Source organism: Schaalia georgiae DSM 6843, assembly GCF_000429245.1.
In the GTDB taxonomy this organism is placed as follows: Bacteria; Actinomycetota; Actinomycetes; order Actinomycetales; family Actinomycetaceae; genus Pauljensenia; species Pauljensenia georgiae.
Window position 1 is genome coordinate 327,159 of the sequence record NZ_AUBM01000007.1, and the last position, 11,923, is coordinate 339,081.

At 70.5% G+C, this 11,923-nt stretch carries 11 protein-coding genes; 2 read left to right on the forward strand and 9 right to left on the reverse strand.

What is annotated here, in order from left to right; all coding sequences use genetic code 11:
* Positions 1–358: 358 nt before the first annotated feature.
* The 8 genes from purU to G447_RS0103465 form a co-directional block, all read right to left on the reverse strand.
* A complete protein-coding gene (purU, locus tag G447_RS0103430) occupies positions 359–1,213 on the reverse strand; it encodes a formyltetrahydrofolate deformylase (protein WP_026430056.1) in 855 nt (284 codons plus the stop codon).
* Between the two features lie 248 nt (positions 1,214–1,461).
* Entirely contained in the window at positions 1,462–1,722 is a 261-nt protein-coding gene (locus tag G447_RS0103435) for a hypothetical protein (RefSeq protein WP_026430057.1), read from the reverse strand.
* A gap of 6 nt (positions 1,723–1,728) precedes the next feature.
* Complete coding sequence (locus G447_RS0103440) at positions 1,729–2,022, reverse strand: hypothetical protein (RefSeq protein ID WP_034476185.1); 294 nt, start codon at positions 2,020–2,022, stop codon at positions 1,729–1,731.
* Positions 2,022–2,285, reverse strand: a complete 264-nt coding sequence (locus tag G447_RS0103445) for a hypothetical protein (RefSeq protein ID WP_005868350.1) — start codon at positions 2,283–2,285, stop codon at positions 2,022–2,024. The genes G447_RS0103440 and G447_RS0103445 overlap by 1 nt, the downstream gene beginning before the upstream one ends.
* 33 nt (positions 2,286–2,318) lie before the next feature.
* The gene (locus G447_RS0103450) at positions 2,319–2,780 is read right to left on the reverse strand and encodes a hypothetical protein (protein WP_026430058.1); all 462 of its coding nucleotides are present in this window, start codon (positions 2,778–2,780) and stop codon (positions 2,319–2,321) included.
* The gene (locus tag G447_RS12765) at positions 2,777–5,437 is read right to left on the reverse strand and encodes an FtsK/SpoIIIE domain-containing protein (RefSeq protein ID WP_026430059.1); all 2,661 of its coding nucleotides are present in this window, start codon (positions 5,435–5,437) and stop codon (positions 2,777–2,779) included. The genes G447_RS0103450 and G447_RS12765 overlap by 4 nt, the downstream gene beginning before the upstream one ends.
* Positions 5,434–6,057, reverse strand: coding sequence for a hypothetical protein (locus G447_RS0103460; RefSeq protein WP_026430060.1), 624 nt, complete (start codon positions 6,055–6,057; stop codon positions 5,434–5,436). Before G447_RS0103460 ends, G447_RS12765 begins: the two co-directional genes overlap by 4 nt.
* A 280-nt stretch (positions 6,058–6,337) precedes the next feature.
* A complete protein-coding gene (locus G447_RS0103465; protein ID WP_026430061.1) occupies positions 6,338–7,327 on the reverse strand; it encodes a malate dehydrogenase in 990 nt (329 codons plus the stop codon).
* A gap of 164 nt (positions 7,328–7,491) precedes the next feature.
* Here G447_RS0103465 and G447_RS0103470 point away from each other — a divergent pair, with 164 nt between their 5' ends.
* Positions 7,492–8,520, forward strand: a complete 1,029-nt coding sequence (locus G447_RS0103470) for a cation diffusion facilitator family transporter (protein ID WP_026430062.1) — start codon at positions 7,492–7,494, stop codon at positions 8,518–8,520.
* Between the two features lie 312 nt (positions 8,521–8,832).
* Entirely contained in the window at positions 8,833–10,866 is a 2,034-nt protein-coding gene (locus G447_RS0103475; RefSeq protein ID WP_243442291.1) for a right-handed parallel beta-helix repeat-containing protein, read from the forward strand.
* Positions 10,867–11,691: 825 nt separating this feature from the next.
* On the opposite strand, the gene G447_RS0103480 is transcribed toward G447_RS0103475, so the two are convergent.
* Positions 11,692–11,923 (reverse strand): ferredoxin family protein (locus G447_RS0103480; RefSeq protein ID WP_026430064.1); only part of this gene is annotated, 232 nt, incomplete at its 5' end.

Genomic DNA, 11,923 nt, shown 5'->3' on the forward strand with positions numbered 1-11,923 from the left:
TCAAAGGGAAACCTCGCCCGCCGGACGGGCGCGGGGGCCGTTTTGCAAGCGAAGTGGAGTTTTCAAAGGGATACCACGCTTTGCAAGTGTTATAATGCTTGCAAAGTGTGGTATTGCTGTAAAAGTGGAGGTATCGCTGTGAAAACAGACCTCGGGCGAACCGCGCAACAAGGCTGCCCCACCCGCCCAGCAGGCCCCCTCGGTGCGACAAAACCGAATGCCGCGCACACGGAGGCACCGCGCCGCCGGAGCCGACGCCCTGGACCGCGTCCAGCCGCATGCCGCGCACACGGAGGCGCCGCTTTCCCACTGCCGCTGCCGAGTCGACTGGCCACGGCCCACTTGGTGGAACCGCGCCTCATTTGGCGAAGACGACGGTCCTCGTCCCGTTCGTGAGAACCCGGTGCTCGGCATGGAAACGGACGGCCTGAGCGAGAACCCGCCGCTCCACGTCCTGGCCCAGGGCGACCATGTCGGCGGTGGAGTCCGCGTGGCTGACCCGCGTCACGTCCTGCTCGATGATGGGCCCCTCATCCAGGTCGGCCGTCACGTAGTGGGCGGTGGCGCCGATGAGTTTCACGCCGCGCTCGTGGGCCTGGGCATAGGGGCGGGCGCCTTTGAAGGAGGGGAGGAAGGAGTGGTGGATGTTGATGACGCGGCCCTCCATGGCCCGGCACACGCCATCGGAGAGGATCTGCATATAGCGCGCCAGCACCACCAGTTCCACTTTCTCCGAGGCGACGAGGTCGAGCAACTGCTCCTCGGCCCGGGCTTTCGCGTCCTTCGTGACGGGGATGTTGAGGAAGGGGACGCCGTAGAACTGGGCGACGGGCGCCAGGTCCGGGTGGTTGCCCACCACCGCCACGACCTCGATGGGCAGGCCCTGGGTGCGCTGGCGGTAGAGCAGGTCCGTGAGGCAGTGGCCCTCTCGCGAAACCATGATGATGGTGCGCAGGCGGCGCCCCAGCTCGTCGAGCCGGTAGTCGGCGCCGAACTGGCGCGCCACGTCGGCCAGGCCCTCCTCCACGGGGGCGCGGCCCGCGGGCGAGTCCACTTCCACGCGCATGAAGAAGGTGCCCGTGCCGGGGTCGCCGAACTGCTGGGACTGGATGACGTTGCCGCCCGCCGCGCCGATGACGCCGGTGACGGCATGGACGATGCCGGGGCGGTCCGGGCACGACAGGGTGAGAACGAGCTGCGCGTTTTCAGTCATGGGCGCCAGTCTAATGGTTCTGCGCGAACGCGGGTGCGGGCCCCTGGGCACCGCCCCAGTTACGCACACAACGGACGGAATTACGCAACACGTCGTCGCACACAAGGGCGGAATCAAGCCCTTGTGTGCGAACAGTGTTGTCTAATCCGGGCCCCTTGTGTGCGTACTCCGGGGGAGGAGTGCATGGGAGGACCGCTGATACTGCCTCCGAGGCAGGCGCTCGCGATTGCGGTAGCAACCAGCGGGGCCTACAGGGTCCCCGCGTACCCGGCTGCGGCTGCCCGCAGATCCGAGAGGGCGCCGCGCGCCGAGGCGATGTCCCGCTTCGCCTCGCCCGCCAGTGCGGCGGCCGTCTCCCCGCACGGCTGCGGTGAGACGCGCCCGGCCTGCTCCGCGTAGTGCCCGGCCGAGCTCAGATCCGCGTCGGCGCCGTCCAGGGCAGCCAGGATGTGCTCGGCTTCCTCGGAGATGACCAGCAGGCGCGCGATGATCTCAGTGACAGCGGACATGGCGCCTCACCCCAGCTCTGACGCGTCGCGCTCGGCGCTGCGCGAGGCCGTTGACGCCGCCTCGCAGGCCCGCCGCACCAGTCGGTGCACCTCGTTCGCGGCCCCGTACAGGCGCGCGTCCGCTCCGGCCAGGGAGCCCGCCACGGTCGCATCGATGTCCGCCATCAGGTCCCGCAGCTGCGAGGCCAGCAGGTCGAGCCTGCTGACCGCCCTGGCCGAGTAGTGCGCGCTGTCGGACAGGCAGCCCCTCGCCTCCGCGAGGCGCCTGAGCCTTTCCTCCTCTTGGGACCGGTCGCCCATCACAGGGAGTCCGCGTACTCGCCGGTCGCCTTCGCGACGTTGTCCAACGCCATGATGGCGTGCATGAGTTGGCGGTGCGCCTGTTCCAGGGTGTCGATCAACTCGACGTCGATGCGGCGGGTGGATCCGCCGATCAGGGCGTTGATCCGGCCCTGCTGGACGGTGAAGCGCTTCGTGTAGATCTCCAGTTCGCGGCCCGTCCTGGTCGCGTCGGATTGGAAATCGGCCAGTTCGCCGCGCAATTGCCCGAGCATGGAGGCCATTGGGGGTCCTTTCGTTGGTGGGTTGTCGGCGGCTCAGACGGCGCCGATCGCTCCGAGGAGGATGTAGCACAGTCCCAGCGCCCCGCAGACCAGCATGATGGTGCGGCCCTGGTTCGCCGGCGCCCGGCTGGCGCGCCTGCGGGCGTCAGCCTCCTCGATCTGGCGGAGCATCGCCTCGCGCTCCACGAGGGAGTGGGCGGCGCTGAAGACGGCCGCGGCCCTTACGGGCAGTTCGCCGACGGGGATCAGCTGGTCCTCGGGCACCGTCTGGGGCGCGACCTCCATGAGGGCCCGCGCCCTCTCCGCCTGCTCGGCTGCCTGCCGGAGCTGGTCGAACTCCTCGCGGGCGGCCGCGTCGCGGGCCGCGGCCTCGGACTTGGCGCGCTCGCGCTCGGCGGCCGCCTCCGCCTCGGCGCGCGCCCCCAGGTCCTGCGCCTGGTCCAGGGAGCCCGCGAAGAGGGCGAGCTGCGCGTTGTAGTCGGTGACGATGCTCACCGTTCCTCCTTGGGGGTCGGCAGCGAGAAGGGGACGCCGATGAACGACTGGTTGGCGGCGCCGGGCCGCACGTAGACGAAACGGGGGGACTCCTCGGGGGGCTCCAGCGAGAAGTCGCCCGACACGTCGTGGAGGGTCCGCCGGTCCTGCCCGACCAGGGCGACTCCACTGACGCCGCGCAGGTCCCTGCCCACGACGCCCTCCAGGGCCGCGTAGGACGACCACGCGGTGACGACCGCAGGGTGGCCCGCGGCACTGGTGTCGTGGAGGACGTCGGCCAGGCGCGAGCGGATCGAGGGGGGCTCGCCGAAGCGGGGAACGTCCTCGCCCTCGATGGGGTCGGTGAAGTCGATGAGCTGATCGGCGTCCACCAGCACCACGGCCTGGTCGCCGGGCAGGCCGTCGCGCAGGAGGGCCGACGCCCCCTCCCCCGTCACCACGCGCACGGGCGCGCCCCGTCCCTCCAGGTGGGAGGCGGTGAGGCGGATGGGCACGGGGGCGTCCCCGTAGGAGCCGACCACGAAGGTCAGGGGGACGCCCGGCCGGAGGCGGGCCAACGACGAGGCGGCGGCCGCGATGAGCCCATCGACTTCCAGCGAGGGCTCGCCGACGATGGCCAGGCCGATCGGCCGGGACCCCATGACCGGGTGCCACACGGGGCTCTCATCGACGCCGATCCGTCGGCCCAGGTCGATGCCGTCGGTGGCGGCTGAGCGCCCCCGGGCGAAGGGCACGGAGTCGTGGCGCTCCCAGGCGACGGGCGCGTAGGGGTTGAAGACGGTGGGCGCGGGGCCGTGGGGCGCGGCGGCGAACATCCGCCTTTGCAGGTCGCGCACGTAGTCGTCTTGCGCCCACGCGCAGGTGCCGCGGATATTGCGGCTGGGGTCCTCGCCGAAGTTCTCGTTGAGGACGACCTCGCCGCGGTAGGTGAGGTCGGCTGCGGCGCGGTTGCCGCGCGCCAGGATCGTCTCGGATTCCTGCGCCTTGTTCTTCAGGGACAGGCGCGAGGCGAACTGCCCGAAGATCGCCTGCTCCTTGTTGGCCAGGGCCCGGATGCCGGAGAGGGTCTGGGAGGCCAGGACCAGGTGGATGCCCGCGGAGCGCCCCTGGCGGGCGATCTGCTCCAGTGCGCGCACGGCGTCGCGGGCGACGTCGTCATTGCCCTCGAAGAGCATCTGGAACTCGTCGGCGACCACCAGCAGGCGCGGCATGGACCCGCCCTGGGCGCGGTAGGCGTCGTAGGATCCGACGCCCGCCTCTTTGAAGGTGTTGGCGCGCGCACGGATCTCGTCGGTCAGGTAGGACAGGACGGACGCGCCGAAGACGGCGTTCGACTCCAGGGCGACCAGGCGCGCGTGGGGCAGCCAGTCGCGCCCCTCGTCGTTGGCGGCGAAACGGCGGAACTCCACGCCCTCCTTGAAGTCGAGGAGCAGCATCCGCAGCTCGTCGGGGCCGTAGTGGTAGGCCAGCGCGTAGACGATGTCGAGCAGCAGGTTCGACTTGCCCTGGCCGACGGCGCCTCCCACCAGCATGTTCGGCATGGCGGGGTTCTGGCTGGACAGCCGGATCGTCAGGGCGTCGCCCCGGGTGCGCCCGATGACGGCGCTGAGGCCGTCCGCGCTCGAGCGCGACCACATGGGCTCACCGCCCTCGATGAACTCGGAGAGCGGGTAGGTGGGGCCCTCGACCTTGTTCGACGAGGCGACGGCTGCGGAGACCACGGCACTCACCTGGGCGGGGTCCAGCGCCAGGAGGGCGCCCACGGCCCAGCGCCCTGCGGCACCGATGGCGACACGGTCCCGGTCGACGCGCACGTCCGTCAGCAGCCCCGCCAGCGCGCCGTCCCCCTCGGGCGCGGCGCCCGGCCCCTGGCCGGCCGCGATGACGCACACGCCGCGGCCAGGGGACGAGGCGAGGGCCCGCAGTTGCTCGCGCGCCCTCTCGCTGAGGGAACTGGGGTAGTCGAGGAGCACGAGGACCCGGAACTCGCCCTGGGGCACCGCCAGGCGCGACCACAGGTCCGACAGGGTGCGCTCGCCCTCGCCCGCCAGGAGCTCCGCGGTCGCCGAGGCGTGCCGGAGCAGGTCGTCGAGCGCGTTCTCCAGGTCGCGCTCAGTGATGAGGGGCGCGGGGAAGGACTCGGCGCGGGCCTCGCGCAGCCTGCCCAGCGGCGCCATCGTGAGGGAGTTGCGGGGGTCGTAGACGTGGATGCGCAGGTGCTGGAGGGGGATGTCCTCGACCAGCGACACCGCCAGGGCGAGCGCGAGGTCGTGGGCGGGCGCGGCGCCGTGAGCCGAGGAGACGAGCACGCCCGGCCCGTCGGTGAGGCCGACCGCCAGGGGGGCGCCCCCTTCCAGGGTTCCGATCCTCGTCAGCGGCGCGGGCTCGCAGCCCCGTTTGGCGTTGCGCGCGCTGTCGTAGAGGGAGCGCAGCTGCTGGGACGAGGAGGCCCGGGCTGCCGCGCCCTCTTCCTGGAGGCGGGCGGCGCTGCGCGCTCCGGCGGCGTCGATGGAGGCCAGCTGGGAGTCGAGTGCGGCATGCGAGTCGGCGAGGCGCCGGGTGAGCTCCGCGTGCGCCCTGGCCTCGTGGGCGCGCGCCGCCCCGGACACGAGGGCCGCTTCCTGGGCGATGGCCCGGCGTTCTTCGGCGAGTGTCATTCTTCCATCCCGTTGAGTGCGGCTGTGACGAAGGCGAGTACGAGGACGAGGATGACGGGGAGGAGCACTCCGGAGCGGGCGATCGGCTCCCCCACCCCCTTGAGGGCGTCGTTGGAGGCGCCCAGGGCCGCCAGCGCGGCCGCAATGACGTGGATGACGACCGCTCCGATGAGGCCGGCCAGCCACAGGGGGTGCGCCGGCCTGGAGCCGACCTGCCTGGTGAAGATCGTGACGGGCAGCGCCATGGCGAGGGCGAAGAGCACGAGGGCGAAGACCGACGGGCCCTCGCCGACCCGCGTCATCGCGTGGTTGAGGTCGAGGCAGTACTTGGGGATGTAGAGCGAGGCGAAGAAAGCGAGGGCGGCGGCCACGGCGGCTGCGACCTGGGAGGTCGAGCCGCCCGCCTTGTGCGCGCCCAAGGGCGCGCCGGCCTCGAGGCGCGCGGCGGTGTCGGCCAGGTCCCCCCTGCCTTCGCTGACGACGAGTTGGCTGGGCCTGACGAAGCCCTGTCCGGGGGCACCCGGGGCGAGCCACGGCCGCTTCCGCGTTCCCGTCAGGTCGGTGGTGTAGGCGGCGAGCGCCGATATGGCCTCGAAGTCCGACGGAGGTGTTGGGCTCACTGTTATGGCGCCTTTCACGTGTCCAACCGTTGCCGTTCGAGACTACCAGGGTTACTTCTCAACCCAGCCAGCATTCGAGACGCGGCGGCACGCCGCACCGCTCTGGACTGCGCGGCAGCAGACGGCAACTCAGAAGCCCGCGCAGGGACCGGAGGCTGGGACCAGACACCGGAAGCCCGGGGGGACCGGCGGTACGCCCCGCACGAGGGCCGGACGCGCCGGTGGGCGGCCCCATTGGGACCGCCCACCGTTCTCGCCGCCCGCAGCAGCGGGCGCGCGCTCACTTGATGAAGCCGAGTGCCTTGACGGCGTCGTACTCCTCCTGCAGGGCCTTGATGTTGTGGTCGATGCCCGCGCGGGTCGCCTCGGAGATCTCCAGGCCGTCCACGACCTGCCACTCGCCGCCGTCGGAGGTGACGGGGAAGCCGAAGTTCAGGCCGGCGGGCACACCGTAGTGGGTGCCGTCGCTCATGACACCGGCGGTGACCCACTCGCCGGCGGGGGTGCCGTGGATCCACGAGTGCATGTGGTCGATGGCGGCGTTCGCGGCAGAGGCGGCCGACGAAGCGCCACGCGCCTCGATGATGGCGGCGCCGCGCTTGGCGACCGTGGGACGGTAGTAGCTCGACAGCCACTCCTCGTCCACCAGCTCGGTCGCGGGCTTGCCCGCGACCTTCGCGAAGGACACGTCCGGGTACTGGTCGGCGGAGTGGTTGCCCCACACGACGACGTCCTTGATGTCGGCGTTCGCGGCACCCGTCTTGTGGGCCAGCTGCGCGACGGCGCGGTTGTGGTCCAGGCGCATCATCGCGGTGAAGCGGGACGCGGGCACGTCCGGTGCCGCGTTCTGGGCGATGGTGGCGTTCGTATTCGCGGGGTTGCCCACGACGAGGACGCGCACGTCCTCGGCGGCGCCGTCGTTGATGGCCTTGCCCTGGGGACCGAAGATGCCCGCGTTGGCCTCCAGCAGGTCGGCGCGCTCCATGCCCGCGCGGCGGGGCATCGCGCCCACCAGGTAGGCGACGTTCGTGCCCTGGAACGCCTTGGACGCGTCGTCGAAGATCTCCACGCCCGCCAGGGTCGGGAACGCGCAGTCGTCCAACTCCATCGCGGTCCCCTCGGCGGCCTTGACGGCCTGGGGGATCTCGAGGAGGTTCAGCTTGACGGGCACGTCGGGCCCGAAGAGCTGGCCGGAGGCGATGCGGAAGAGAAGGGCGTAGCCGATGTTCCCGGCTGCGCCCGTGACGGTCACGATGCGGGGTGTTGCCATGAGGCACTCCTTTGTTGTCCATGTTGCCGTGAGGCAGCTGGCGCGGTGGTTCCCGCGCTATGGACCAAGGGTACGCGCTCGGGGAGGCGGGCGTTCGGGTACCCGGTCCTATGCGTCCCCCGCGGGGACTGTCGGAGCGCGGCGGCGCCGCATATGATGGGCGCATGAGCGAGCACGACGACTGTGAACAGGCCGTCGGCCTGCCGTGCGCCCCCTCGGCGGGCGACGGCGCACGGCCGGGGCCGCGGGGGAACGGGGAGGCGCGCGGCGGAGGGCATGGGCACTCCCACGGCGGCCACTCGCACGACCACGCCCGCGCCTCACGCACGAGGCTCCTCATGGCGCTCGGGGTCACTGCGGGCGTCATGGCAGCTGAACTCGTCGCCGCCCACGTGTCCGGTTCGTTGTCGCTGGCGGCGGACGCGGGCCACATGGCAGTGGACTCCTCCGGGCTTGTGGTGGCCCTGGTCGCAGCCCACCTCATGACCCGGCCCCGCGACGACCGCCACACGTGGGGGTGGGCGCGCTCGGAGGTGCTGGCGGCCGCCCTGCAGGCGGGGATGCTGGCGATCATCTGCGCCATCGTCGCGTGGGAGGCGGTGTGGCGCCTCGTGTTGCCCGAGGCCGTCGAGCCCGTCCCCATGCTGGTCGTCGGCGCCGTCGGCCTGATCGCGAACGGCGCGTCCCTGCTCATACTCATGGGAGGGCGGGGGTCCTCCCTCAATATGCGCGCCGCGTTCTTGGAGGTCGCCAACGACGCCCTGGGCTCCGTCGCGGTGATCGCCGCTGCGGCCTGCGCCCTGGCGACGGGGTGGAGCGGTGCCGACGCCGTCGCCTCCCTGCTCATCGCGGCCCTTATGGCGCCGCGGGCGCTGGGGCTACTGCGCAAGTCCATCGGGATCCTCATGGAGCGGACCCCCCATAGGATCGAGCTGGCGCAGGTGCGCGAGCACATGCTGGCGGTCCCCGGAGTCACCCGCGTCCACGACCTCCACGTCACGACGGTCGCCACCGGCCTGGTGGCCGTGACCGCCCATGTCGAGGTCTCCCCCGCCGTCGACGCCCACGGGCGGGACCGCATCGTCCACAGCCTCGGCGAGTGCGCGGCGCATCACTTCCCCGTCGAGATCGCCCATTCGACCTTCCAGCTGGAGTGCGCGGAGCACGCCGCCCACGAGCACCTGGCCCACTGATCCCGGCCGCGTCGGGGCACCGCCAACGGGGGCGCCAGGGCGGAGGGCGCGTGTTAGCGCAGGACTGCCGCCCAGTATTCAGTCGTTGAACCAACAGCGCCGCGGCGGAGGGCGCGTATCCGCGCAGGACTGCCGCCCGGCGGTGCGGGCGGGCGCGCCGGACCACCGCGGCGCCAGACGCCGCCAACACGTCAATTACTGCCAAACGGTCCGCCTATGCGACACGCAGGGACATCGGGAGCCTTCCCTCCCATTACGAAAGGGGGTATCGTAATGGGCGGCCAACATTTACCATTCGGTCCATGTTGGTTCATGACCACCGGATACCCAGAAAGTGAGCTCATGCGCTACCTCAACAAGACCATCGGAGCTGCGGGCGCCCTCGTGCTGGCGACGGCCGGACTACTACTGTCCGGCCCTGCGCTCGCCGGCTCCCCCACCACGATCCACGTTTCCCAAGCGACCGGCGCGGACAGCAACGACGGCAGTGCCGAGCGCCCATTCGCGACGCTGGGGGCAGCGCTGAAGGCCGCGCCCTCCGGTGCGACTGTCGAAGTCGCCTCGGGCACCTACCGCGAGGGCGAGATCACCACATTCAAGAGCCTCAAGATCACCGCCGGTAAGGGACAGCAGGTCTCACTCAACGGCGCGGACGTGGTCGCGGACTGGAACGACAACGGCGACGGCACCTACTCCTCGGCCCGCAGCGACTTCGTCCGCTTCTCCCACGTGGGCACCGTGAACGCGGATCCCGCGGTCGAGGGCATGGCCGCCTACCCCGAGCAGGTCTTCGTCGACGGCAAGGAACTCACCCAGGTGGCGGAGCGCTCCCAGGTGGGCCCGGGCACCTTCTGGGTCAACGACCCCGACCCCGTGACACTGGTCAACCCCAAGAACAACCGCCAGGGCTACAACGTCAAGCCCCACACCGGCGTCTCCTACGTCCTGGGCGACAACCCCTCCGGACACACCGTCGAGGTCGTCCAGCACCACCGGGCGCTCACCCTGGGCGGGGAGGGCACCGTCTTCAACGGCTTCACGGTCGAGAAGTACTCGCCGCTGCAGCAGTGGGACTACAAGGACCCCGAGATCGGCACCCTCACCGGGGGCGCCATGTTCTTCGTGGGCGGCAAGAACGTGTCGATCACCAACAACACCTTCCAGTACTCGGCGATGGGCACGGCGCTGGGCCTGGCGAACGCTGACGGCTCCACCGTGTCGGGCAACACCATCACCCACAATGGCGGCGTCGGCTTCGGCATCAACCGGTCGTCGAACATTTCCGTCGAGCACAACACGTGGTCGATGAACAACCAAGCGGGGTTCATCGTCGATAACTGCGGCGCCTACTGCACCATCGGCGACACGAAGATCACCCACGTCGACGGCGTGCGCTACGCCTTCAACACGCACGACTACTCCCAGGCCGGCTACAACCACAACGACCCCAACGTGGACAGTCCGCGCCGCCTCATCGGCGTGTGGTTCGACGAGGGCGTCATGAACTCCCAGATCGTGGGCAACCACTTCATCAACGTCGGCAAGTCCGCGATCTTCGACGAGGTCAGCTCCCACAACATCATCGCCTCGAACATCGTCGAGAGCTCCTTCCAGGGGATCGTCCTGTCGGGCACCGACTCCGACAAGATCTTCAACAACACCATCGTCGACACCCTCTCCCCCATGGTGATCCGCGAGGACACGCGCTACAACGGCTGCAACGCGCGCAACAAGGCCGGCGAGTGCACCGCCCCCGAGTCCTGGTCCATTGAGAAGGGCCTGACGTGGAACGCCACCGACAACCAGATCTACAACAACGTGCTGACCAAGTCGGCCAACTCCAAGGAAGGCGACCCGTGGCGCTACTCCATGCTGCTGCGTTTCGCCGGCGGCGTGAACGGCGACGGCACCGCCGTGTACGGACCCCAGGAGGCCCAGGGCCTCGACTACAACACGTACTACCGCACCTCCAAGGACACCGAGTGGTTCACCGTCCACTGGCAGTGGGCCAAGGACGGCGGCGGATCGGGCACGTTCAACGCCCCCACTCTGGCCGAGTTCACGTCCCACCCGCAGGCCGGCACGAACACCGCGCCCGGGCGCGACGCCCACGGCCGCGAGGCGCACGGGCAGGACATCATCGCCCCGCGCGCCCAGCAGAACCTCTTCGTGAGACTGCCCGCCCAGGAGAACCAGTTCGGCGCCTCCGACCTGCACCCCGCCCCCGGCGGGCCCCTGGAGAAGTCGGGCACCGCCCTCGACCCCGCGGTCGCCGCGACCATGCGCCTGAACCCCGACAACCCCGTCGACAAGGGCGCTCTGGTGAACGCCGCCTGGGGCGACTGAGTCCCGGGCTCCGCGCGAACGGGCCCCGGCACCACTCCCGCAGTGGTGCCGGGGCCCTTCGTCTGCTTTCTCGGGGGACGTCGACGGGGGCCAGCCATCCTCAGTATCAACGCGGGCATCCACATCGGTCCCGACCACCCCGGGATCCACATGCTCACGACGAAATTCGCCGATATCGACCCCATCTACCTGCCCCACACCGCCTCACCCACCCGCGTCCAACAGGCCCAACAGGCCGCCACCACCACCCGGCACCTCGCCACCGGCACCGTCTACACCATCGCCACCCCACCACCTACCCAACCCGCACCACCGACTGGGCCAAAGACCCCAAACCCCACACCGACCCCGACGTCTGAGGCGCGGTGGAAGCGGAATCCGTCGGCTCACATTGTCCGCACACGCCCTCATGGGCCAAGCCGCCCCTCGTTTGAGTCCGCGCCTGCACCACTTGGACACTGCACGCACCACTTAGGCCCCCGACACGCCGGGAGAAGCAGGGCCCACTCGGACCTAAGTGGTGCAGCGGAACGCCAAGTGGCGCAATGGCGCGCTAAGTGGCGCAGCAGCGGCTGAATCCCGCAGTGCGGTGTACGAAGGCGCACAAAGCACCGACAAAGACGCACCCCGGGCCACCCCGCAATCAACCGCCCGGAAACGAGGCGGGCCTCGGACACGAAGGCCCCGGCCCTCCCCGCAAGCAACCGCCACGAACACCACGGGCAGTTGCGCGCAGGGGCGCGCGAACAGTCGGGCGGCGGGAGCGCTGAGCGCTCCCGCCGCCGTGACCAGGTGGGGCCCAGGGCCCCGCCTTCGTCGTCCGATTCAGCCCTCGCGGAACATGATGCCGAAGCTGCCGCGCGGGTAGTGCCACTTGAGCACACCCTTCGGCGCCACGGCCAGGCAGGTCCCGCACTCCAGGCACGCCGCGTACTCGACGCCGATCGTGCCATCGGCCTCGACCGAGTACACGTGCGCCGGGCAGATGCGCTCCAGCAGAGGGCCGGCGCCCAGCCTGCGGGCCAGCTCCTGATCGACCTCGATGTGGGATTCCTCC

Coding starts and splice junctions, on each gene's coding strand:
- purU (WP_026430056.1), bottom strand. CDS start 1,213: ATGACTGAAAACGCGCAGCTCGTTCTCACCCTGTCGTGCCCGGACCGC.
- G447_RS0103435 (WP_026430057.1), bottom strand. CDS start 1,722: ATGTCCGCTGTCACTGAGATCATCGCGCGCCTGCTGGTCATCTCCGAG.
- G447_RS0103440 (WP_034476185.1), bottom strand. CDS start 2,022: ATGGGCGACCGGTCCCAAGAGGAGGAAAGGCTCAGGCGCCTCGCGGAG.
- G447_RS0103445 (WP_005868350.1), bottom strand. CDS start 2,285: ATGGCCTCCATGCTCGGGCAATTGCGCGGCGAACTGGCCGATTTCCAA.
- G447_RS12765 (WP_026430059.1), bottom strand. CDS start 5,437: ATGACACTCGCCGAAGAACGCCGGGCCATCGCCCAGGAAGCGGCCCTC.
- G447_RS0103465 (WP_026430061.1), bottom strand. CDS start 7,327: ATGGCAACACCCCGCATCGTGACCGTCACGGGCGCAGCCGGGAACATC.
- G447_RS0103470 (WP_026430062.1), top strand. CDS start 7,492: ATGAGCGAGCACGACGACTGTGAACAGGCCGTCGGCCTGCCGTGCGCC.
- G447_RS0103475 (WP_243442291.1), top strand. CDS start 8,833: ATGACCACCGGATACCCAGAAAGTGAGCTCATGCGCTACCTCAACAAG.